Origin of the sequence: Serratia sp. MYb239 (genome assembly GCF_002966855.1) — a bacterium.
Taxonomy (GTDB): domain Bacteria; phylum Pseudomonadota; class Gammaproteobacteria; order Enterobacterales; family Enterobacteriaceae; genus Serratia_B; species Serratia_B rhizosphaerae.
This window is the reverse complement of sequence record NZ_CP023268.1, coordinates 4,764,774-4,786,385: the sequence shown is the minus strand read 5'-3', so window position 1 is coordinate 4,786,385 and position 21,612 is coordinate 4,764,774. Positions and strand designations below refer to the sequence as shown.

The window sequence follows — 21,612 nt, the reverse complement described above, 5'->3', positions numbered from 1 at the left end:
ATAATAACGCAAAAAAAGTATTGTCATATCGAGTATGACTATGGTAACTCTGTAGACATTAGTTCGAAACGAGCACAGTGAACATACCTATTATGAAAGCGTTTGCCCAAGTGATTAGCCTAGTCGTGATTAGCGTGGTGGTGATTATTATCCCACCGTGCGGGGCTGCACTTGGACGAAGAATGGCTTAAAAAACAAGCCGGAATCGCAAGAGAACCCCCGCACCGTCAGGTCCGGGGGTTTTTTATTGGCAAGAGAAAAGTGAAGTGAGGGGCAGAGAGTGAACAACAGAACAAAATCCTGCAATTCTCGAAGTAAGGCGGGGAAATAACTATGAATGGTGCTCAGTGGGTGGTTCAAGCGTTGCGTGCACAGGGGGTTGATACTGTATTCGGCTATCCGGGCGGCGCAATCATGCCGGTGTACGATGCGTTGTATGACGGCGGGGTGGAGCACCTGCTGTGCCGTCATGAACAAGGGGCGGCGATGGCGGCGATCGGCTATGCGCGCGCCACCGGTAAAACCGGCGTCTGCATAGCCACCTCCGGCCCCGGCGCCACCAACCTGATCACCGGCCTGGCGGATGCTTTGCTGGATTCCGTGCCCGTGGTGGCCATCACCGGGCAGGTCGGTTCTGCGTTGATCGGTACCGATGCCTTTCAGGAGATCGATGTTCTGGGCCTGTCGCTGGCCTGCACCAAGCACAGCTTCCTGGTGGAATCGCTGGACGCGCTGCCGGGCATCATGGCCGAGGCGTTTGCCATCGCCGCCAGCGGCCGGCCCGGCCCGGTGCTGATTGATATCCCGAAAGACATCCAACTGGCGCAGGCGGATTTACCGCCGCACCTGATGCCGGTTAACGACGAATTCGACCAGCCGATGGATGGCATCGAACAGGCCAGCGCCCTGTTGGCGCAGGCGCAAAAGCCGGTGCTGTACGTCGGCGGCGGCGTCGGTATGGCGCAGGCGGTGCCGGCGCTGCGCGCATTTATCGCCGCCACCCAGATGCCGACGGTCGCCACCCTGAAAGGGCTGGGCGCGCCGGACGCCGCACACCCGTATTATCTCGGCATGCTGGGCATGCACGGCACCAAGGCGGCGAACCTGGCGGTGCAGGAGTGTGATTTGCTGATTGCGGTCGGGGCACGTTTTGACGATCGCGTGACCGGCAAGCTGAACGCCTTTGCGCCGCACGCCAAAGTTATCCATATGGATATCGACCCCGTTGAGCTGAACAAACTGCGTCAGGCGCACGTTGCGCTGCAGGGCGATCTGAAGGCGTTGCTGCCGGCGCTGCAGCAACCGCTGACGATCGGCGAGTGGCAGCAGCGCGTCGGCGAACTGAAAGCGATGCACGCCTGGCGCTACGATCACCCGGGCCAGCCGATTTACGCGCCGTTATTGCTGAAACAGCTGTCGGAGCGCATGCCGGCCGATGCGGTGGTGACCACCGATGTCGGGCAGCACCAGATGTGGAGCGCCCAGCACATGACATTCAACCGGCCGGAAAACTTCATCACCTCCAGCGGGCTGGGCACCATGGGCTTTGGCGTGCCTGCCGCGGTCGGCGCACAGATCGCCCGGCCGGAAGATACGGTGATCTGCGTGTCTGGCGACGGCTCTTTCATGATGAACGTCCAGGAGCTGGGCACCATTAAGCGTAAGCAACTGCCGGTGAAGATCGTTTTGCTGGATAACCAGCGTCTGGGCATGGTGCGCCAGTGGCAGCAGCTGTTTTTTGACGGCCGTTACAGTGAGACCAACCTGTCCGATAACCCCGACTTCCTGACGCTGGCCAGCGCGTTCGGTATCCCCGGCCAGCGCATTACCCGTAAAGACCAGGTGGCGGAGGCACTCGACGCGCTGTTAAACAGCGACGGGCCGTATCTGCTGCAGGTGGCGATTGATGAACTCGAAAACGTCTGGCCGCTGGTGCCGCCGGGCGCCGGCAACGAAACCATGTTGGAGAAAGTATCATGATGCAGCATCAACTCTCGATCCAGGCCCGTTTTCGCCCTGAAATGTTAGAACGCGTATTGCGTGTCGTGCGTCATCGCGGCTTCCAGGTTTGTGCTATGAATATGGCGTCGGGCCTGAACAGCGACCGGGTCAATATCGAATTGACCGTTGCCAGCCAGCGCTCGGTAGATTTACTGTCATCCCAGTTAAATAAATTGATGGATGTCTCCTGCGTAGAAATCCAGCAACACAACAACACATCACAACAAATACGCGCCTAAGACGCGAGAAGGAAAGAGCAATGACGAAGAAAGCCGATTATATCTGGTTCAATGGTGAGATGGTTCCTTGGGCCGAGGCTAAAGTACACGTGATGTCACACGCTTTGCATTACGGCACGTCGGTGTTTGAAGGGGTACGTTGCTATGACTCCCACAAAGGCCCGGTGGTGTTCCGCCACCGCGAGCATATGCAGCGCCTGCATGACTCGGCAAAAATCTACCGCATGCCGGTTTCCCAGAGCGTGGATGAGCTGATGGAAGCCTGCCGCGCCACGCTGCGTAAAAATAATCTGGTCAGCGCCTATATCCGTCCGCTGGTCTTCGTCGGTGATGTCGGGATGGGCGTTAACCCACCGGACGGCTACAAGACAGACGTGATTATCGCGGCGTTTCCTTGGGGCGCGTATCTGGGTGAAGAGGCGCTGGACCAAGGTATCGATGCGATGGTTTCTTCCTGGCAGCGCGTGGCGCCAAATACTATCCCGACTGCGGCCAAAGCGGGCGGCAACTACCTCTCTTCCCTGCTGGTGGGCAGCGAAGCGCGCCGTCACGGTTATCAGGAAGGCATCGCGCTGGATGTGCATGGCTACATCTCGGAAGGCGCCGGTGAAAACCTGTTTGAAGTAAAAGACGGTGTGCTGTTCACGCCGCCGTTCACCTCCTCGGCGCTGCCGGGCATTACCCGCGACGCCATTATCAAACTGGCGAAAGATCTGGGTATTGAGGTGCGTGAGCAGGTGCTGTCGCGTGAATCGCTGTACCTGGCCGACGAAGTGTTTATGTCCGGCACCGCGGCGGAAATTACGCCGGTGCGCAGCGTTGACGGCATTCAGGTCGGCATCGGCAAGTGTGGCCCGGTCACCAAGCAGATTCAGCAGGCGTTCTTTGGCCTGTTTACCGGCGCCACCGAAGACAAATACGGCTGGCTGGATCCGATCAACCCATAACAAACCACGCCAGACAGACAACACCACAGCCCCGCGCTTTGCTGTATCCGGGGAATAAACGGGCGGTTCGTTCGCCGCCCGTATAAAAACAGTATTTATTGGAGTGAAAAGAGCATGCCTAAGTTACGTTCCGCCACCACCACCCACGGCCGCAATATGGCCGGCGCCCGCGCACTGTGGCGCGCAACCGGGATGACCGAGGCCGATTTCGGCAAGCCGATTATCGCGGTGGTCAACTCCTTTACCCAGTTTGTGCCGGGCCACGTGCATCTGCGCGACCTGGGTAAACTGGTTGCCGAACAGATCGAAGCCTCCGGCGGCGTGGCGAAAGAGTTCAATACCATTGCGGTGGACGACGGCATCGCCATGGGGCACGGCGGCATGCTTTACTCTCTGCCTTCGCGCGAGCTGATCGCCGACTCGGTGGAGTATATGGTCAATGCTCACTGCGCCGACGCCATGGTGTGCATCTCCAACTGCGACAAAATCACGCCGGGCATGATGATGGCGGCGTTGCGCCTCAATATTCCGGTGATCTTCGTCTCCGGCGGGCCGATGGAGGCCGGTAAAACCAAGCTGTCCGACCAGATCATCAAACTGGATCTGGTGGACGCGATGATTCAGGGCGCGAACCCCAACGTCAGCGACGCCGAGAGCGAGCAGATTGAACGCTCCGCCTGCCCGACCTGCGGCTCCTGCTCCGGTATGTTCACCGCCAACTCGATGAACTGTCTGACCGAAGCGCTGGGGCTGTCGCAGCCGGGCAACGGCTCACTGCTGGCGACGCACGCCGATCGCAAGCAGCTGTTCCTCAATGCGGGCAAACGCATCGTCGAGCTGACCAAGCGTTACTATCAGCAGGATGACGAAAGCGCGCTGCCGCGCAATATCGCCAATAAGGCGGCGTTTGAGAACGCCATGACGCTGGATATCGCCATGGGCGGCTCGACCAATACCGTCCTGCACCTGCTGGCGGCGGCGCAGGAAGGTGAGGTGGACTTCACCATGGAGGACATCGATCGCCTGTCGCGCAAGGTGCCGCACCTGTGCAAGGTGGCGCCGAGCACGCAGAAATACCATATGGAAGACGTACACCGTGCCGGCGGGGTGATCGGCATCCTCGGCGAGCTGGATCGCGCCGGTTTGCTGAACCGCGACGTCAGCAACGTCCTGGGGCTGACGCTGCCGCAAACGCTGGAAGCCTATGATGTGATGCTGACCCAGGATGAGGACGTGAAGAACATGTACGCCGCCGGGCCGGCGGGGATTCGCACCACGCAGGCATTCTCGCAGGATTGCCGTTGGGACTCGCTGGACACCGATCGCCAGGAGGGCTGTATCCGCACCCGTGAGCATGCCTACAGTCAGGACGGCGGGCTGGCGGTGCTGTACGGCAACCTGGCGGAAGACGGCTGTATCGTTAAAACCGCCGGCGTCGACAAGGAAATTCTGGTATTCAGCGGCCCGGCCAAAGTGTATGAGAGCCAGGAGGACGCGGTGGAGGCAATCCTCGGCGGCAAAGTCGAGGCCGGCGACGTGGTGGTCATCCGCTACGAAGGGCCGAAAGGCGGGCCGGGCATGCAGGAAATGCTCTATCCGACCACCTATCTGAAGTCTATGGGGCTGGGCAAGGCCTGCGCGCTGATTACCGACGGGCGCTTCTCCGGCGGCACCTCCGGTTTGTCCATCGGTCACGCCTCGCCGGAGGCGGCCAACGGCGGCCTGATCGCGCTGGTGCAGGACGGCGATACGATCGCCATTGATATCCCGAACCGCGGCATCAAACTGGACGTGGCGGACAGCGAACTGGCGGCGCGGCGCGAAGCCGAACTGGCGCGCGGCGATGCGGCCTGGACGCCGAAGTCCCGTGAACGTCAGGTGTCTTATGCGCTGCGTGCCTACGCAACGCTGGCCACCAGCGCCGACAAAGGCGCAGTACGCGATAAGAGCAAGCTGGGAGGCTAAGCGGCATGGCGGTATCACAACCCCTATCAGAGGCCCCCTGCGGGGCGGAATATTTGCGGGCGGTGCTTCGCTCGCCGGTTTACGAGGTGGCGCAGGTCACCCCGTTGCAAACCATGGAGAAACTCTCCTCGCGACTGGGCAACGTAGTGCTGGTCAAGCGTGAGGATCGCCAGCCGGTGCACAGCTTCAAGCTGCGCGGTGCTTACGCGATGATTGCCGGCCTGAACGAAGAGCAGAAGGCGCGTGGCGTGATCACCGCCTCTGCTGGCAACCACGCACAGGGCGTGGCGCTGTCCGGCAGCCGTCTGGGGATTAAAACCCTGATCGTGATGCCGGTCGCCACCGCAGATATCAAGGTGGATGCGGTGCGCGGCTTCGGCGGCGAGGTGTTGCTGCACGGCGCTAATTTTGACGAAGCGAAGGCGAAAGCGGTGGAGTTGTCCCGCCAGCAGGGCATGACCTTTGTGCCGCCGTTCGACCATCCGGCGGTGATCGCCGGTCAGGGCACGCTGGCGATGGAACTGTTGCAGCAGGATGCGCATCTGGACCGGGTGTTTGTCCCGGTCGGCGGCGGCGGCCTGGCAGCCGGCGTGGCGGTGCTGATCAAACAGCTGATGCCGCAAATCAAGGTGATCGGCGTGGAAGCGGAAGATTCGGCCTGCCTGCGGGCGGCGCTGGATGCCGGTCAGCCGGTGGATTTGACCCGCGTCGGGCTGTTTGCCGAAGGCGTGGCGGTCAAACGCATCGGCGATGAAACCTTCCGCCTGTGCCGTGAATACCTGGACGACGTGATCACCGTCGACAGCGACGCCATCTGCGCCGCGGTAAAAGACCTGTTTGAGGACGTGCGTGCGATTGCCGAACCGTCGGGCGCGCTGGCGCTGGCGGGGCTGAAAAAATACGTGCAGCAGCACGATATTCAGGGCGAACGGCTGGCGCACGTGCTGTCCGGCGCCAACCTGAATTTCCACGGTCTGCGCTACGTGTCTGAGCGCTGTGAGCTGGGCGAACAGCGCGAAGCCTTACTGGCGGTGACGATCCCCGAACAGCAGGGCAGCTTCCTCAAGTTCTGCCAGCTGCTGGGCGGCCGCTCGGTCACCGAGTTCAACTATCGCTATGCCGATGCCGACAACGCCTGCATCTTCGTCGGCGTGCGCTTAACGCGCGGCCATGCGGAACGGCGGGAAATCACCAGCGAACTGACGGCCGGCGGCTATCAGGTGGTGGATCTGTCCGACGATGAAATGGCCAAGCTGCACGTGCGCTATATGGTGGGCGGCCGCCCTTCCAAGCCGCTGCGCGAACGACTGTACAGCTTTGAGTTCCCGGAATCTCCCGGCGCGTTGCTGAAGTTCCTGAATACGCTCGGCACCCACTGGAATATTTCCCTGTTCCATTACCGCAGCCACGGCACCGACTTCGGCCGCGTGTTGGCGGCCTTCGAGCTGGCGCAAAGCGAGCCGGAGTTTGAACAGCATCTGACGGCGCTGGGCTACGACTGCCATGATGAAACGGATAACCCGGCGTTTCGTTTCTTCCTACAGGGCTAGGGCGATCGTTACCCGTCTGATTGCTCAGGGACGCGAGATGGAGCGGCAGATCGCAGCGCGCGATCCTGCCGTGTTTGCCGACATTGAACCTGAACTGGAGCAGCTTTTTCTGACGCCTGGCCAACGGCTAGCCCCGCCGGGCATTGGTAATACCATGGGGCTGATGATGGCTCTGGCATCGGGCGTAGCGGGCGTAATGGGCCTGATGGCGGATATGGCGTTTGCCCTCACGGACGTGTCGCCGGCGGCGGCGCTGTTGGGCAGCGGGGCCATATTGGCGGTGTGGATGACGTTAATCCTGCTGCAGCTGACGCAGGGTAAAAACAGCGGCGTGCTATTGCTGAAATATTATCTGCTGCTACTGCCGGTTGCGCTGCTGGCCGCGTTGTTTGCCTGGGGAATGGGTGTATCTGGTTTCTTCAGCGTGGTGTTGCTATTGGCGGGCACCGCAGGCGGTTTTATTTTCAGCCATCGAACGATTTTTTATCTGTATGTGGCTTACTTTCGCAGTCGGCGCCGGGTGTTTGTCAAACGGCGTTGGCAGATGGCGGAGATTCGTCGCGGCAGATAGTGCAAACAACAGGAGAAACCATGACGCAGTCGTTTGCCGGATTTAGTCAGCAGGGATTGGACTTTCTGCAGCAGGTGCGGATTGAAAACGACAAAGCGTGGTTTGAGGCGCACCGTGCGCTGTACGAACAAACGCTGTTAACGCCGTTCCGCCGGCTGGTGGAGCAGCTGGCGCCGGCGATGCTGGCGATCGACCCGCAGTTTGAGACCCGGCCGGCGATCGGCAAAACGCTGTCGCGCATTCACCGCGATACGCGTTTTTCCCACGATAAATCCCGTTATCGCAGCCGCATGTGGCTGACCTTCAAACGGCCGAGCAAAGACTGGAAAGACGCGCCGGTATATTTCTTTGAGCTGGGGCCGGACATGCTGCGCTACGGGTTGGGTTACTACAGCGCCAACAAGCCGACGATGGATCTGTTCCGCCATACGCTGCAGCGGCAGCCGCAGCAGTTTCTGGCGGCGGCTGCCTGCTGCCGGCCGCCGTTCGAGCTGGTGGGGGAGAGTTACAAGCGTCCGTTGGTCAAAGGCCAGGCGGCGGAGATTGCCCACTGGTATCAGCGCAAATCCTTCGCGGTGATGGCCTCGGACCATCAGGTGGAAAAGCTGTTCAGCGCCGATTTGGCGCCGATGCTGACGCAGGCTTTTCAGCAGCTGGAGCCGCTTTACCACTGGCTGATGAAAGTCGAGGCGATGAAGCAGATCGACCCGGCCGATTTATAAACGTCGCGTGGCGCTACAGCAGGCGCCAGAACGCTTCGATCAGCGGATCGCCAAGGCGTTTGCGCTGTACGCAGACCCCCAGTTCAAACGGCTCCACCATCGAGACATTGTCCAACTGCGAGATACGGTTGCGCACCGGCTCCGGGCTGTTGTCCACCACCACGCTGGGGATCAGCGCGATGCCGCAGCCGAGCGCCACCATCGAGACGATGGCCTCGTGGCCGCCGACGGTGGCGTAAATCAGCGGGTTGCTGATGCGCTGCCGACGGAACCACAGTTCGATGCGTTTCCGCGACGGGCCGTGTTCCGGCAGGATAAAGGGAATATTGGCCCAGTCGGGCTGCTCGGCAAAGGCCTGAGTGCGCACCGCGCACGGCAGCGCCGGCGCGATCAGCACCAGCGGAATTTCGCCGATCTTGGTGAAATCGACGCTGCCCGGCAGGCTTTCCGGCCGACCGGCAATGCCGAGGTCTGCCTCATTGGACTGGATTTTATCCACCGCGTCGGCGGCATCGCCGGTAGTGAGTTTGATTTCAACCAGCGGATGCTGGGCGCGAAAGCGGTCAAGGATCGGCGGCAAATGGCTGTAGGCGGCGGTCACCGAGCAAAACAGGCGCAGCTCGCCGCTGAGCGACGGACCGTGCTGGCCGAGCGCGTGCTTAAGCTGCTGGTACTGCAGCAGCGTCTGCTGGGCGAATACCTTCAGCAATTCGCCGGCGTCGGTCAGCTGTACGGTGCGGTTGTCGCGCAGAAACAGCGGTTTGCCGATGCCCTCTTCCAGCCGCTGTATCTGGCGGGAAAGGGTAGAGGGGCTGACGTGCATCGCCTTGGCGGTGCGGCCGAAATGGCGGCTCTCCGCCAGATGCAAAAACAGCTTTAAATCGCGTAAGTCCATATCAGTATGCTCGCAGCGCTGGCGTTGCAGAAACTGCAACGTGATGTTCTTAATATATCAATTTAAGCAACGCAAATCCTGTTATACATTGAGTTTAACGAATCTCCGCACAGACAGGGCGGGGAATGAAAATAACATGTAATACACAACATCTAACTGGAGTAGCACCATGGCTAACTATTTCAACACATTGAACCTGCGTCAGCAGCTGGCGCAATTGGGTAAGTGTCGTTTTATGGCGCGCGACGAATTTGCCGATGAGGCGGGCTACCTGAAAGGGAAAAAAGTGGTGATTGTCGGCTGTGGCGCTCAGGGCCTGAATCAGGGTCTGAACATGCGTGACTCCGGCCTGGACGTGGCATATGCGCTGCGTCAGGAAGCGATCGACGAAAAGCGCGCGTCATGGCGTAAAGCGACCGAGAACGGTTTTAAAGTGGGTACTTATGAAGAACTGATCCCGCAGGCCGATCTGGTGGTTAACCTGACGCCGGACAAACAGCACTCAGCCGTAGTGCGCGCGGTGCAGCCGCTGATGAAAGACGGCGCGGCGCTGGGCTACTCGCACGGTTTCAACATCGTTGAAGTAGGTGAGCAGGTGCGTAAAGACATCACCGTCGTGATGGTGGCGCCGAAGTGCCCGGGCACCGAAGTGCGTGAAGAGTACAAACGCGGTTTCGGCGTGCCGACGCTGATCGCCGTACACCCGGAAAACGATCCGAAAGGTGAAGGCATGGCGATCGCCAAGGCATGGGCGGCGGCGACCGGTGGCCACCGTGCCGGCGTGTTGGAGTCTTCCTTCGTGGCCGAAGTAAAATCCGACCTGATGGGCGAACAGACCATTCTGTGCGGTATGCTGCAGGCGGGCTCGCTGCTGTGCTTCGATAAGCTGGTGGCGGAAGGCAGCGACCCGGCTTACGCCGAGAAACTGATTCAGTACGGCTGGGAAACCATCACCGAAGCCCTGAAGCAGGGCGGCATCACTCTGATGATGGATCGCCTGTCCAACCCGGCCAAGCTGCGTGCCTATGCGCTGTCTGAGCAGCTGAAAACCATCATGGCGCCGCTGTTCCAGAAGCACATGGACGACATCATCTCCGGCGCGTTCTCCAGCGGCATGATGGCCGACTGGGCGGAAGACGACGTGAAGCTGCTGACCTGGCGTGAAGAGACCGGTAAAACCGCGTTTGAAAACGCGCCGCAGTTTGAAGGCAAAATCAGCGAGCAGGAGTACTTCGATAACGGCGTGCTGATGGTGGCGATGGTGAAAGCGGGCGTTGAGCTGGCGTTTGAAACCATGGTGGATTCCGGCATCATCGAAGAGTCGGCGTACTATGAGTCGCTGCACGAACTGCCGCTGATCGCCAATACCATTGCCCGTAAGCGTCTGTATGAAATGAACGTGGTTATCTCCGACACCGCAGAGTACGGCAACTACCTGTTCGCCAACGCCGCCGTGCCGTTGCTGAAAGAGTTTATGACCACGCTGCAGGCGGGCGATCTGGGCAAATCTGTGGCGGGAACCGCGGTTGACAACGCGCAGCTGCGCGACGTGAACGAAGCGGTGCGTAACCACCCGATCGAAGCGGTGGGTCGCAAACTGCGCGGTTATATGACCGATATGAAGCGCATTGCCGTCGCAGGCTAAGCGTCGCAGCACACATACCAGGCCGGCAGAGATTGCCGGCTTTTTTATGGGCTGACGCTTTGCGGCGGCGTAATTAAGCGCCGCTCAGTCCCCAGCCGTATTGCATGTTTGGCATTCAGTACGCCGAACTTTCTCACGGCATTGCCGACATGAAATTTCACCGTGCCGGTTTTAATTCCCAGTATCTGGCCAATTTCCTGATAGGTTTTCCCCATGCTGGCCCAGTATAGGATTTCATTCTCGCGCGGCGACAACATGACTGAGGGCGCCGGCGGCGGGGCAGCCGCCGCGTTGAGAGCTGCGCTGTGGGTATCGACCAGCAGCATCTGCAGACGCTGCCGGTGATGGCGCAGCAGTTGCTGTACGCCGTGACGGTTATCCGTCGGCGTACTGAGCGACAGCAGCGTGAGGTGATCGGTGTGATCGTGCAGGACAAAGGTACAGCCGCTGATGATGTCGTAGCGCCGCGACTGGCTGAAAATATGCTCGTAATGCGGGGCTTGTGTGGTGACGCAGGTTTCCTGCCAGGAAAAAGGCGCGACCTGATGCCGGCTCGCCTGCACGACGGGATCGCATGCCGGGTAATGATGTTTCTGGTAGAAATCGAGCCAGGGTTCCGGGTAGTCAGAGGTCAGAAACCACTGCCCGGCGCGCAGCTTATCAAGCTGCAGGTAGGCGTATTTTACGCCATGAAAATGGCGCAGCTCACGTTTCAGCCTGTCTCTTATTTTCCCTTCAGCGGCGGCAGCACCGGCTAATATTCCTGACATGACGCACCTCAATACGGCGTTGGCAATCGCGCCCGCGTAAGTAAAGACCCATAACCTGTACTTTAGTCTAGCTAGGATCGCGGTCAGGAAAATATTTATACTCTGGCGCTATAGCACAATAAAAATAGTCACGTATGCTGGAAATGAGCGCCATTAGCATCAGGGAAATTTACCTGCGGGCACGCGGATGCCCGCTTTATCGGCCGGTCAGACCGGCATCGCCGCCCGTGGAATAATCGCGCCGCGGTGTTGAATCACCGTGCTGGCGGTCAGGTGGCCGCGTTCCGCCGCCTGCTGCGGCGCACCGCCGCTCAGCCGTACGGCGAGATAGCCGGCGCTGAATGAATCGCCGGCGGCGGTGGTATCAATCACCTGCTCCTGCGCCAGCTTCACCGCCGCAACCTCCAGCGGCGCCTCATCGTTCAGATAGACCAGACAGGCCTCGGCGCCGCGTTTGATCACGATCTCCTGCACGCCGAAATTGCGGGTGCGTTTGACCACCTGCTCCACCGGCATTTGCCCCCATAACGCATCCTCATCGTCCAGCGTCAGGAACGCCGTATCGGTGCAGGACAGCATCTCGCGATAGGCCTGCTGCGCCTCTTCTCTGTTTTGCCACAGCCGTGGGCGGTAGTTATTGTCGAAAATGACCTGGCCGCCGTTGGCGCGGCATTGATGCAGCAGCGCCATCAGTTTGCGGCGTGCCTCAGAGGAGAGGATCGCCAGGCTGATGCCACTGAGGTACAGATAATCAAACTGCGCCAGCCGACGGCAAATGGCGTCGGCCTGCGGGCCGTCGAGCCAATAACGCGCGGCGGCGTCGTTGCGCCAGTAGTAGAAGGTACGCTCGCCGGTTTCATCGGTTTCTATCACGTACAGCCCCGGCAGTTTATTCTCCAGCTGCTGTACCAGCGTGGTGTCGATCTCTTCCTGCCGCCAGGCGCGCAGCATTTCCTGACTAAAACTGTCGTTGCCGAGTGCGGTGACATAGTGGACGTTAAGCGCCTGCCGTTCTGTCTGACGGGCGATATAGACGGCGGTATTGAGCGTATCGCCGCCAAAACCACGGCTGAGTCCGGTGCCGTTTTGCGATAGCTCAATCATGCATTCGCCGATAACGGCAATATTTTTGCAAGTCATGATAATCCCTGAATAAAGGTGTGCGGGTTTATGTCAGTCTTACGGCTGCGGGGTGCGGAGTCAATAGAAATGAAATGGTGTTTTAATTTGTTTTTTACGCCGTTCGCCAAACGATCGGTTATTGCTGCTTAATGTGCGCCATGGACGGCGCAGGCCGAAAGGGTGAACTCTGCCGCATCCTTAACTAGGCTTAGGGAGAACGGCCGTCAATCAATCTCCGCCAAACCGGCCGTACGCAACGGATATTAGGGAACTGACAATGAGCAAAACGGGAAAAGTAATCAGCGGGATCGGCGGCGTTGTGCTGCTGGTGATTGTGGCGCTGGTGGTCTTTATCACCACCTTCGACTGGAACCGTCTTAAGCCGACGATTAATGACAAAGTCTCTGCCGAGCTGCAGCGGCCCTTTGCCATCCGCGGCGATCTTGGCGTGGATTGGCAGCGCAAAAAGGAAGAGGGCGGCTGGCGCGCCTGGGTGCCGTGGCCGTACATTCATGCGCAAGATATTGTACTGGGCAATCCGGAAAATATTCCCGGCGATCGTATGGTCAGCCTGCAACGTGTCGAACTCAGCATCGCTCCCCTGGCGCTGTTACATAAAGAGGTGCTGATCCCGCGCATCTGGCTGCAGCGGCCCGACGCACGGTTACAGCGTCTGGCCAACGGCGAGAATAACTGGACATTCAACCTTGCCGACGGTGGGCAGGATGACCAGAACGCGGCGTCAGACTGGTCGGTGAATATTCACGATATCGTGTTCGATCGCGGCCAGATAGCGTTTAAGGACGCTACGCTGAAGGCGGATTTCCAGGCGACGATCGACCCGCTGGGCAAGCCGCTGCCATTTAGCCAGGTCACCGGCAAGAAGGAGGAGGGCCAGGTCATTACGCCGGACTATGTATTCGGCTGGCAGGTAAAAGGCAAATACAACGGCGAACCGCTGAGCGGCAGCGGTAAGATCGGCGGCATGCTGTCGTTACAGAATGCCGGCCTGCCGTTCCCGCTGCAGGCTGATATACGCTCCGGCGCGACCCGCGTGGCGGTAGCGGGCACCTTGACCGACCCGTTAAATCTCGGCGGGCTGGATCTACAGCTGAAGTTTTCCGGCGACAGTCTGGGCAATCTGTATGGCCTGACCGGCGTGCTGTTGCCCAATACGCCGCCGTATGCCACCGACGGACATCTGACGGCCCGTTTGCATGAAAAGGGCGGCGCGGTTTATCGCTATCAAAATTTCAGCGGCAAGATTGGCGACAGCGATATCCACGGCGATCTGCGCTATGTCGCCAGCCGGCCACGGCCGAGCCTGAGCGGTAATGTGCTCTCTAAACAGCTGCGCTTCGCCGATCTGGCGCCGCTGATCGGCGCTGACAGCAATGCAGCCAAGGCCGGCCGCGGCGAGAAAATGCGGCAGCCGGCGGATAAGGCGCTGCCGGTCGCAACGTTTGCCACCCAAAGCTGGGGCGTGATGAACGCCGACGTCAAATTTACCGCCAAACGTATTGAGCATGGCGATGCCTTGCCGTTAAGCGATCTGTACACCCATCTGCGGCTGGAGAACGGCGTGATTCTGCTGGACCCGCTGCGCTTTGGTGTGGCGGGCGGCAACCTGAATTCAACCGTGCGGCTGGACGGCAGCAAGCAGCCGATGCGTGGGCGGATGGATATGCACGCCCGCAATTTCCAGTTGAAGAAACTGCTGCCGAATGTGGAATCGATGAAGCGCAGCCTGGGAGAACTGAACGGCGATGCGAAGTTAACCGGCAGCGGCAACTCGGTGGCGGCGCTGTTGGGCAGCAGCAGCGGCGATCTGCGTCTGCTGGTTAACGACGGTATGATCAGTCGCAGCCTGATGGAGATTCTGGGCCTCAACGTTGGTAATTATCTGGTGGCGCAGATCTTCGGCGATGACGAAGTGGGTATCAACTGCGCGGCGGCGGACGTCGGTATACGTAGCGGCGTGGCTGCGCCGCGGCTGTTTGTGTTCGATACCGAGAACGCCATCATCAATATTACCGGCAACGCCAACTTCGCCAGCGAACGGCTGGATCTGTCCATCGATCCGGAGAGTAAGGGCATGCGCGTGCTGACGCTGCGCTCGCCGCTGTATGTGAAAGGCACCTTTAAGCATCCGGACGCCGGCGTGAAAGCCGGGCCGCTGATTGCGCGCGGAGCGGCGGCCGTGGCGCTGGGCGTGGTGGTGACGCCGGCTGCCGCCCTGTTGGCGCTGGTGTCGCCCAGCGACGGCGCCGATGCCAATCAGTGCGGGCAGGTGCTCAAGCAGATGAAGAAGAAAAAGTAACTGCGCCTCAGGGACGCGGCTGCAGCAGCGTACAGTCGTGGTCCTGAAGCTCCTCCGCCGAGGCCAGGTTGAGGCTCAGCAGATTGCGCTCGGTGGCCAGCAGCAGAAAATCACCGTTTGGCAAGGCGGTCATCGCCAGGCCGTAGCGCCCCATCTGTTGGCTGGCTCCGGCGACGCCGCTCGCCAGCAGGCGAAACGCCCCCTGCTGTGCCAGCTCGCCTGGCGTCACCCGCCGTACCCGATAGTCGTGTTGCAACAACCCGCCGGGCAGCGGCTGCCAGCGTGGGGTGAAGGTTTGTTCTGCCTGCGCCAGACGTTTTTTCACCGTCGGCGCCAGGCAGGAGATATGGATATGCAGCTGGTTTTGCGTGCGGCCATATTCGGAATTGATGGCCAGCGAAATGGCCGCATCGTCGATAGGTTTACCGTATTTTTCCGCCATAAAGCGGCGTGCCTGCCAGGCCAGCAGAAAGAAGTTGGGCGCCGTCGGTGTCAGCAGCTCCGGGCTCTCAATGCCGGTGATTTTTGCCGTCGGCATCAGCAGGTACTGCAACGGGCCATTACGATCTTTAAACACCACGGCGCCGTGCTGCGGGTCGACCTGCGCGCAGGGCGCCGGGTTGTTGTGCTGCTGCTGATTCGGCAGACATTGTTGGCTGACGATGCGCCACAGTGCGTCGGGATGCGCGGGCTTCAGCCAGAGATAGAGCGCAAGAATGACCAGCGCCAATAGGATGAACAGCAGTAATAGCCGGCGGCGCAGTGTCATCATCGGTATCCGAATTGGGAATAAAGAAGGCAGGATAAACGCTTTTGATGACAGAAAACAGCGGCCCGCAGGAGGCGGGCCACTGAGGTGGTTACAGCGACTGGTGGCGGGTTTCTTTCATCAAAAGCAGGGCAAGCAGCGTCAGCGTCGCCATTGCCGCCAGATACATCCCGACGTAGAACAGGCCATAGTTGGCGTTCAGCCAGGTGGCGATATAGGGCGCGACCGACGCGCCAAGAATTGAGGCGACGTTGTAGGAGAAAGAAGCCCCGGTATAGCGCACTTCGGTCGGGAACAGCTCCGGCAGCAGCGCGCCCATCGGGCCGAAGGTCAGCCCCATAATGCTCAGACCACACAGCAGGAAAGCCATCACCAGCGCCTGATTGCCAGAGCCGAGCATGGTCGGGAACAGGAAGGCGAAGCCGATCATCAGCAGCGTAATCACCACCATGGTTTTACGACGGCCGTAGGCGTCCGCCAGCAGGCCGGCGATAGGCACCATCACGCCAAAACCGATCACCGCCAGCATCAGCATCCACAGGAAACTTTCCCGTGAGTAGCCGAGGCCCAGCGGCTGTGCGGCGGTGCCGTAGGTCATGGAGTAGACGGTCATCAGATAGAACAGCGTATAGGTCGCCAGCATAATGAAGGTGCCCAGAATGGTGACCTTCAGATGTTTGCTGAGCAGGGTGCCGAGCGGGATCTTCACCTGCTTGCCGGCCTTCACCGCTTTGGCGAACACCGGCGTTTCATGCAGGGATACGCGCACGTACAGGCCGATCAACACCAGCACCGCGGAAAGGATAAACGGCAGGCGCCAGCCCCACTCCATAAACTGTTGGTCGGTCAACAGCCAGGAGAGCAGCAGGAAGGTGCCGTTGGCGAAGAAAAAGCCGATCGGCGCGCCCAGCTGCGGGAAGGAGCCGTACAGCGCGCGTTTGCGCGGCGGGGCGTTTTCGGTCGCCAGCAGCGCCGCGCCGCCCCATTCACCGCCGAGCCCCAGACCTTGGCCAAAACGCGCCAGCGCCAGCAGCAGCGGGGCGAAGATGCCGATGGTTTCATAGCTCGGCAGCAGCCCGATCAACACGGTGGAAATGCCCATGGTCAGCAGCGAGGCGACCAACGTAGCCTTGCGCCCGACGCGATCGCCAAAGTGGCCGAAGAGCGCTGAGCCGATCGGACGGGCGACGAAGGCGACGGCAAAAGTCGCCAGCGACTGCAGGGTGGCGGTGGTCGGGTCGCCCTGCGGGAAGAAGATATGCGGGAACACCAATACCGCGGCGGTGGCGTAGATGTAGAAGTCGAAGAATTCGATAGCGGTGCCGATCAGCGAAGCGACCAGCACTTTTCCCCGGGAATTGATTGGTGCGGACGCGTCGTTGGCGTCGGCGGATGTTGTGATGGTGGCTTGCATAGTTATTTCTTATGTTTTCATTATGTAAAAGGCCATCTTATGCCACAGCAAAACCCCTTTTCAATGGCGTAACTTTGTACAATGCGGGAAATAAACGCTTAATAAGATTAAAGTTTTACCTTTGTGTTTATCTGTGGAGTTTAACGTCACAAAAATAAGGCAAAGCAGTGGGAATGGCTGGAAAAGGCGGAAAGAAAAGTAGATGGGTAGTGTGTTGTGCTGCTTTTGGCTGAAACGTCAGCCGTTAGTTAGATTTATATTCTGATATCTGCGCGCTTATTTGGCATAAAAAACCGGTCATAGGCTGATGACCGGTATATTCATGCGATTGGCCGGCTGCCGTTATGGCTTGGCCGATGGTGATTTATCGTCCTTATACTGCGCGGTGGCGATCCAGGCGGCGCAAAACAGCGTCAGGCGGGCAAAAAAGTAGAAGAAGGCCATCAGGCCGATCACCGATCCAAATGCCGCGCCGGACGGAGATTTTGCCACCTGCGGCAGCGTCATGGTCATCACGAACTTGATCACTTCAAAGCCGATGGCGGCCATCAGCGTGCCGCGGAACAGCGCTTTCTTATTAGGTTTGTGGCGCGGCAGCATCCAGAAAATCCACAGGAACAGCAGATAGTTGGCGAAGATGGAGATGGACAGCGCAATCAGCGTCATCGCCGGGCGCAGCCAGTCGATGCCGTCCAGCCCCAGCGCGCGCACGATGGCCGCCTGCGCCGAACCGGCGATTGAGGTCAGCGACAGCGTGACGATCAGCGCCACCACCAGACCGGTCAGCGAGATAAAGTCGCGGGTGTATTTAAAGTAGATTTTTTCCTGATCCTGCGGATTACGCTCCCAGACGTCGCGCGACTGGGCGCGAATCGCTTCGCGCAGGTTGCCCATCCAGCTGATACCGGAGTAGAGCGCCAGCGCCAGACCGGTCAGGCCAACGGTGGTGCGCTGCTGGATGGCGGTATTGACGGTGTTTTTCAGCGTATTGGCCAGCGTCGGGTCGCTGATGCTGCCGACGATTTTGTCGATAAGTTCGGTCAGCAGGTCCTGATTGGAGGCCAGCACAAAACCTACCGCGGCGAACGACACCATCAGAATGGGGATCAGCGACAGGAAAGAGAAGTAGGTAATGGCGGCGCCGAACTGGCTGCCCAGCCGGTCATTAAAGCGCTCGGCCGCGCGCAGCAGGTGGGCAATGCCCGGTCTGGCCTTGATATGTTCAACCAGACGGGAAAAACCGGAGATGCCCTTGTCAATTTTGTGGTTCCCGGTCTTGATGTCGATCAGCGGCTTGGCTGATTCTTCCGTTTGGCGCGGTTGGGAAGTGTTCTCGGATCCTGTAGGCATTACGTCACGCTTTCCTTATATAAAAACCTATAACCTTCACCATTATAGCCAAACCGGCCATGGATTTGACCCCGACGAAGGGAATTGGCGTTTTTGCGGGCTTCATGTGCGGTAGCGCACATTAAAAGTGATAAAAACCAGACGCTGAGGTAAATTAGACTGCGCAATTAATCAGCGCGTGTTACCTTATTTATCCCGCTTTTTTTCGTTATGGGATACATCTTGTCAAAGGGCAGACGCTATCTCCATAATTTGCTCATAATTGATGAATAAACCCTTTTTTGGTTTTAAAAAGTTTACACTCCTTCGCATTAATCTATATTCTTGAGCCTATTATTATCTCCGACGACACGATGAGCCTGTTAAGTACAGCGCTCCTGATAAAGAATATTTTAAGGAAATAATTATGCGTAAACTGACTGCTTTATTTGTTGCCTCTACCCTGGCGCTGGGTTCTGCTTCTATGGCTTTTGCGGCCGATACCGCCACCACCGCGGCAGCAGATAGCGCGCCGATGAAAATGATGCACCACAAGGGGAAAGGCGGCCCGTTCGCGGGGCTGAACCTGACCGAGCAGCAGCGCCAGCAAATGCGCGACATCATGAAAGAAGCGCACCAGAATCGCGGTCATGGCATGAAAGAGCAGCGTCAGGCGCTGCATACGTTAGTGGCTTCCGACAGCTTTGATGAAGCCAAAGCCAAAGCGCAAATTGACACTATCAGCAAAGCGCAGTCCGAACGCATGCTGGCGCGCGCCAAGGCCGAAAATAAAATGTATAACCTGTTAACGCCAGAGCAGAAAAAACAATACAATGAGAATTATCAGAAACACGAAAAGAAAATGATGGAGCACATGAATAAAATGAAAGCGCAGCACGAGGCTGCCGAGTAATTAATAGTGTGATGTGCAAAATAACAAGGCCAGATTATTCTGGCCTTTTTTTATATTTTTTTGCCATGCGCCATCCTGGCGAGAACAATGGCCTTAGTGATTTTTTTTCACCGTGGTGATGTCATGAAACTGCGCCACCACGATGTCGGCAAACCGTGCGTCGTTGATGTGATAGGGCGTTTTAATCAGCCGGCGTCGCGTGGTCTGCACCAGAGTTTGTTCCAGCGCGTCGGTAAAGGCGCGCAGCGCCAGCGGATCCCAAAAAGGTTGGCCGGGCGCATCCAGCGACGAGAGCCCGCCTTCCGGTACCACAAAACGGATTTCCCCCGGGCAGGCGTTCAGCTTTTCGCCAATCCAACGCCCGATATGGGCATTTTCCTCAGCGGTGGTGCGCATCAGCGTCACCTGGGTGTTGTGGTTATAAAAATGTCGGTCGGCATAGCGTGCCGGAATGGTTTTGGGATGGCCGAAATTAATCATATCCATGGCACCGCAGGACAGCACGCAGGGAATACCGGTGCGGGCAATAGCGCCAAAACGGTCTTCGTTACAGGCCAGCACGCCGTCGAACAGATAATCGCTCACCTCGGTGGTGGTCAGATCCAGCACCGCATTCAATAGCTGGCTGTCGATCAGCTTTTCCATGGCCTGTCCACCGCTGCCGGTGGCGTGAAACACCAGGCAGTCCCATTGCGCCTCAATGGCGCGGGTCACGGCCTGGATGCACGGCGTTGTCACGCCAAACATGGTCAAACCGGTGGCGGGTTTGCTGAGCACGTCTTCATCGGTATGGAAACGCACCGCGCCGGCGATCTGGTGGGCGGCGTTGCCCAGCACCTTGCGTGAAATACGGTTCAGGCCGGCAATGTCGGTCACGGAATACAGCATGGCGATATCGCTGGCGCCGACGTAGCCGGAAACGTCCCCGGCAGCCATACTGGAGACCATCAGCTTGGGCAGGCCGATAGGCAGCTGCTGCATTGCCGGCGTGATCATGGCTGTGCCACCGGAGCCGCCCATGCCCAACAGAGCGGCGACGTCGTTGCGCGACAGCATAAAGCGTTCGAAAGCAATGGCCATGGCGGCGATCGCCTGACCACGATTATGACAAAAGACGGCGGTTGCGCCTTCCGGATGAAAAGCGGCTACGTCGGCCGCCGAAATGTCGGCCGGGTAGCGTGCGGGCATGTTGTGAGTGGAAAGATCGACGGTGATGGTGGGTAAACCGAGGCTGTCAATCAAACCACGCACATACGCCAACTCTTGTCCTTTGGTATCTGCTGTGGTAGCAATATAGACAAAGGTTGGGGTATTTCTCATCGTCTGTTCCTGAAAAAAGGTCGGCTATGAGGGCCGAACTGGTTGTTTCTAATGATAACTTATAATATTAATTTGGAACCCTGATGTTGATACAATAAGATACAGCCGATGAATTTATATACATAATGAGACGGCAGTATCATTAATGCAAGCCTTTTTTGACGATAAATGAGACGAGGGTCTCATTTTTTGTATTTATAGTTCGCTTTTGCGACGCTGGAAGGGCCAGGATCCTGCCAGTCAGGTTTTTCATTATGCCGCCTGTGAGCCGGCATGATTTGTGTGAGGTCGATGTGTCGCTATCCGCTTTTCCCGCACCGCGGGATGAACCCCTAACCCATACGCGCGCCAGAACGCGCAAATTGCTGCTTGCCAGCGCGATGGAGCTGTACGATGACGGCGCGTTCCCGTCGATTACCGAACTGGCGGCTCATGCGCAGGTATCCCGCGCTACCGCTTATCGCTATTTCCCGACGCAAAGCGCCCTGATTACCGCCGTGGTGGCTGAAAGTCTGGGGCCGATTTTGCAGTGGGAGCCAAATGATGACGATGCGCTGCTGCGCATTCAGCAGTTGCTGGCGTTTGCTTACCCGCAAATGGAGCAGCACGAAGGCGCGCTGCGTGCGGCGTTGCAACTTTCCCTGCAACAGTGGGCCAATGCCACGCCGGGGGAGAAATTCGTGCGTGGTAACCGTAAACGCCTGCTGAAATTGGCGGTAGAGCCGTTGCAGGATAAATTGCCTCCGGAGGCGCTGCAGCGCGTGATCCACGCTTTTTCACTGATTTACGGTTCAGAAGTTTTTCTGGTATTGAAAGATATTTGGGGACTGGAGCTGAGCGGTATTCAGGACGTGACTCAGTGGATGGCGAAGGCGATTATTCGTCAGGCCGAAGAAGATGTGCGCAACAGCAAAAAATAACCAGCAGGATAATCCATTTTTAGCGTGATGCCGGCGTTGAATGTAGAATTATTCACTAAATGAATAGGCTATGTAGTTATAATTTTTACTGATAATAACTAACGCCATATTCTGTTTATATCTTATTTTAGGCAAATAGTTTGTACACAAATCATTTGATAACTCACTAATAATCATGCGATTATATTTATAGCCGCTCC

The 21,612-nt window shown here is 58.3% G+C and carries 19 protein-coding genes; 12 read left to right on the top strand and 7 right to left on the bottom strand.

Annotated features, from left to right (window positions below):
• Positions 1 to 92 precede the first annotated feature (92 nt).
• From ilvL to CLM71_RS22850, 8 genes are all read left to right on the top strand, one after another.
• Positions 93 to 191 carry an ilv operon leader peptide gene (ilvL, locus tag CLM71_RS22885; RefSeq protein ID WP_015962288.1) on the top strand — a complete coding sequence of 33 codons (99 nt, stop codon included), beginning with the start codon at positions 93 to 95 and terminating at the stop codon, positions 189 to 191.
• 142 nt (positions 192 to 333) lie between these two features.
• Positions 334 to 1,980 carry an acetolactate synthase 2 catalytic subunit gene (gene ilvG / locus CLM71_RS22880; RefSeq protein WP_105233025.1) on the top strand — a complete coding sequence of 549 codons (1,647 nt, stop codon included), beginning with the start codon at positions 334 to 336 and terminating at the stop codon, positions 1,978 to 1,980.
• Positions 1,977 to 2,240, top strand: a complete 264-nt coding sequence (gene ilvM, locus CLM71_RS22875; RefSeq protein WP_105233024.1) for an acetolactate synthase 2 small subunit — start codon at positions 1,977 to 1,979, stop codon at positions 2,238 to 2,240. Before ilvG ends, ilvM begins: the two co-directional genes overlap by 4 nt.
• Before the next feature lie 20 nt (positions 2,241 to 2,260).
• Positions 2,261 to 3,187, top strand: a complete 927-nt coding sequence (locus CLM71_RS22870; protein WP_105233023.1) for a branched-chain amino acid transaminase — start codon at positions 2,261 to 2,263, stop codon at positions 3,185 to 3,187.
• A gap of 114 nt (positions 3,188 to 3,301) precedes the next feature.
• On the top strand, positions 3,302 to 5,152 hold the full coding sequence (ilvD, locus tag CLM71_RS22865) for a dihydroxy-acid dehydratase (RefSeq protein ID WP_105233022.1): 1,851 nt from the start codon (positions 3,302 to 3,304) through the stop codon (positions 5,150 to 5,152).
• A gap of 5 nt (positions 5,153 to 5,157) precedes the next feature.
• Positions 5,158 to 6,702, top strand: coding sequence for a threonine ammonia-lyase, biosynthetic (gene ilvA, locus CLM71_RS22860; RefSeq protein WP_105233021.1), 1,545 nt, complete (start codon positions 5,158 to 5,160; stop codon positions 6,700 to 6,702).
• Positions 6,656 to 7,273, top strand: coding sequence for a hypothetical protein (locus CLM71_RS22855; protein ID WP_234008602.1), 618 nt, complete (start codon positions 6,656 to 6,658; stop codon positions 7,271 to 7,273). Before ilvA ends, CLM71_RS22855 begins: the two co-directional genes overlap by 47 nt.
• 20 nt (positions 7,274 to 7,293) lie before the next feature.
• Positions 7,294 to 7,995: a DUF2461 domain-containing protein gene (locus CLM71_RS22850; protein WP_105233019.1), complete on the top strand. Its 702-nt coding sequence runs from the start codon at positions 7,294 to 7,296 to the stop codon at positions 7,993 to 7,995.
• A gap of 13 nt (positions 7,996 to 8,008) precedes the next feature.
• On the opposite strand, the gene ilvY is transcribed toward CLM71_RS22850, so the two are convergent.
• Positions 8,009 to 8,890 carry an HTH-type transcriptional activator IlvY gene (gene ilvY, locus CLM71_RS22845; protein ID WP_105233550.1) on the bottom strand — a complete coding sequence of 294 codons (882 nt, stop codon included), beginning with the start codon at positions 8,888 to 8,890 and terminating at the stop codon, positions 8,009 to 8,011.
• Between the two features lie 169 nt (positions 8,891 to 9,059).
• Between ilvY and ilvC the strand changes: the two genes are divergently transcribed.
• Positions 9,060 to 10,535 carry a ketol-acid reductoisomerase gene (gene ilvC / locus CLM71_RS22840; protein WP_105233018.1) on the top strand — a complete coding sequence of 492 codons (1,476 nt, stop codon included), beginning with the start codon at positions 9,060 to 9,062 and terminating at the stop codon, positions 10,533 to 10,535.
• Between the two features lie 44 nt (positions 10,536 to 10,579).
• On the opposite strand, the gene CLM71_RS22835 is transcribed toward ilvC, so the two are convergent.
• Positions 10,580 to 11,305: a LuxR family transcriptional regulator gene (locus tag CLM71_RS22835; protein ID WP_105233017.1), complete on the bottom strand. Its 726-nt coding sequence runs from the start codon at positions 11,303 to 11,305 to the stop codon at positions 10,580 to 10,582.
• Between the two features lie 207 nt (positions 11,306 to 11,512).
• Complete coding sequence (locus CLM71_RS22830) at positions 11,513 to 12,445, bottom strand: sugar kinase (protein ID WP_105233016.1); 933 nt, start codon at positions 12,443 to 12,445, stop codon at positions 11,513 to 11,515.
• A 259-nt stretch (positions 12,446 to 12,704) separates the two neighbouring features.
• Between CLM71_RS22830 and CLM71_RS22825 the strand changes: the two genes are divergently transcribed.
• A complete protein-coding gene (locus CLM71_RS22825) occupies positions 12,705 to 14,747 on the top strand; it encodes an AsmA family protein (RefSeq protein WP_105233015.1) in 2,043 nt (680 codons plus the stop codon).
• A gap of 7 nt (positions 14,748 to 14,754) precedes the next feature.
• Here the strand turns inward: CLM71_RS22825 and CLM71_RS22820 are convergent, their stop codons facing one another.
• From CLM71_RS22820 to yhjD, 3 genes are all read right to left on the bottom strand, one after another.
• On the bottom strand, positions 14,755 to 15,519 hold the full coding sequence (locus tag CLM71_RS22820; protein ID WP_105233014.1) for a CDP-diacylglycerol diphosphatase: 765 nt from the start codon (positions 15,517 to 15,519) through the stop codon (positions 14,755 to 14,757).
• 88 nt (positions 15,520 to 15,607) lie between these two features.
• Positions 15,608 to 16,930 carry an MFS transporter gene (locus CLM71_RS22815; protein ID WP_105233013.1) on the bottom strand — a complete coding sequence of 441 codons (1,323 nt, stop codon included), beginning with the start codon at positions 16,928 to 16,930 and terminating at the stop codon, positions 15,608 to 15,610.
• Between the two features lie 342 nt (positions 16,931 to 17,272).
• Positions 17,273 to 18,280 (bottom strand): inner membrane protein YhjD, encoded by a 1,008-nt coding sequence (gene yhjD / locus CLM71_RS22810; protein WP_105233012.1) that lies wholly within the window; start codon positions 18,278 to 18,280, stop codon positions 17,273 to 17,275.
• A 406-nt stretch (positions 18,281 to 18,686) separates the two neighbouring features.
• Between yhjD and spy the strand changes: the two genes are divergently transcribed.
• Entirely contained in the window at positions 18,687 to 19,172 is a 486-nt protein-coding gene (gene spy, locus CLM71_RS22805) for an ATP-independent periplasmic protein-refolding chaperone Spy (protein ID WP_105233011.1), read from the top strand.
• Positions 19,173 to 19,265: 93 nt separating this feature from the next.
• On the opposite strand, the gene CLM71_RS22800 is transcribed toward spy, so the two are convergent.
• A complete protein-coding gene (locus tag CLM71_RS22800) occupies positions 19,266 to 20,492 on the bottom strand; it encodes a Tm-1-like ATP-binding domain-containing protein (protein WP_105233010.1) in 1,227 nt (408 codons plus the stop codon).
• 254 nt (positions 20,493 to 20,746) lie between these two features.
• On the opposite strand from CLM71_RS22800, the gene CLM71_RS22795 reads away from it, so the two are divergent.
• Positions 20,747 to 21,412, top strand: a complete 666-nt coding sequence (locus tag CLM71_RS22795; RefSeq protein WP_255427320.1) for a TetR/AcrR family transcriptional regulator — start codon at positions 20,747 to 20,749, stop codon at positions 21,410 to 21,412.
• Positions 21,413 to 21,612: the final 200 nt, after the last annotated feature.

Bases quoted from the DNA above. Each gene is read 5' to 3' on its own strand.
- CLM71_RS22825 (WP_105233015.1), top strand. From the start codon at position 12,705: ATGAGCAAAACGGGAAAAGTAATCAGCGGGATCGGCGGCGTTGTGCTG.
- CLM71_RS22830 (WP_105233016.1), bottom strand. From the start codon at position 12,445: ATGACTTGCAAAAATATTGCCGTTATCGGCGAATGCATGATTGAGCTA.
- ilvY (WP_105233550.1), bottom strand. From the start codon at position 8,890: ATGGACTTACGCGATTTAAAGCTGTTTTTGCATCTGGCGGAGAGCCGC.
- CLM71_RS22850 (WP_105233019.1), top strand. From the start codon at position 7,294: ATGACGCAGTCGTTTGCCGGATTTAGTCAGCAGGGATTGGACTTTCTG.
- ilvM (WP_105233024.1), top strand. From the start codon at position 1,977: ATGATGCAGCATCAACTCTCGATCCAGGCCCGTTTTCGCCCTGAAATG.
- CLM71_RS22795 (WP_255427320.1), top strand. From the start codon at position 20,747: ATGCCGCCTGTGAGCCGGCATGATTTGTGTGAGGTCGATGTGTCGCTA.
- ilvC (WP_105233018.1), top strand. From the start codon at position 9,060: ATGGCTAACTATTTCAACACATTGAACCTGCGTCAGCAGCTGGCGCAA.
- CLM71_RS22855 (WP_234008602.1), top strand. From the start codon at position 6,656: ATGATGAAACGGATAACCCGGCGTTTCGTTTCTTCCTACAGGGCTAGG.
- CLM71_RS22835 (WP_105233017.1), bottom strand. From the start codon at position 11,305: ATGTCAGGAATATTAGCCGGTGCTGCCGCCGCTGAAGGGAAAATAAGA.
- ilvA (WP_105233021.1), top strand. From the start codon at position 5,158: ATGGCGGTATCACAACCCCTATCAGAGGCCCCCTGCGGGGCGGAATAT.
- ilvD (WP_105233022.1), top strand. From the start codon at position 3,302: ATGCCTAAGTTACGTTCCGCCACCACCACCCACGGCCGCAATATGGCC.
- ilvL (WP_015962288.1), top strand. From the start codon at position 93: ATGAAAGCGTTTGCCCAAGTGATTAGCCTAGTCGTGATTAGCGTGGTG.
- yhjD (WP_105233012.1), bottom strand. From the start codon at position 18,280: ATGCCTACAGGATCCGAGAACACTTCCCAACCGCGCCAAACGGAAGAA.
- CLM71_RS22820 (WP_105233014.1), bottom strand. From the start codon at position 15,519: ATGATGACACTGCGCCGCCGGCTATTACTGCTGTTCATCCTATTGGCG.
- CLM71_RS22800 (WP_105233010.1), bottom strand. From the start codon at position 20,492: ATGAGAAATACCCCAACCTTTGTCTATATTGCTACCACAGCAGATACC.
- CLM71_RS22815 (WP_105233013.1), bottom strand. From the start codon at position 16,930: ATGCAAGCCACCATCACAACATCCGCCGACGCCAACGACGCGTCCGCA.
- ilvG (WP_105233025.1), top strand. From the start codon at position 334: ATGAATGGTGCTCAGTGGGTGGTTCAAGCGTTGCGTGCACAGGGGGTT.
- spy (WP_105233011.1), top strand. From the start codon at position 18,687: ATGCGTAAACTGACTGCTTTATTTGTTGCCTCTACCCTGGCGCTGGGT.
- CLM71_RS22870 (WP_105233023.1), top strand. From the start codon at position 2,261: ATGACGAAGAAAGCCGATTATATCTGGTTCAATGGTGAGATGGTTCCT.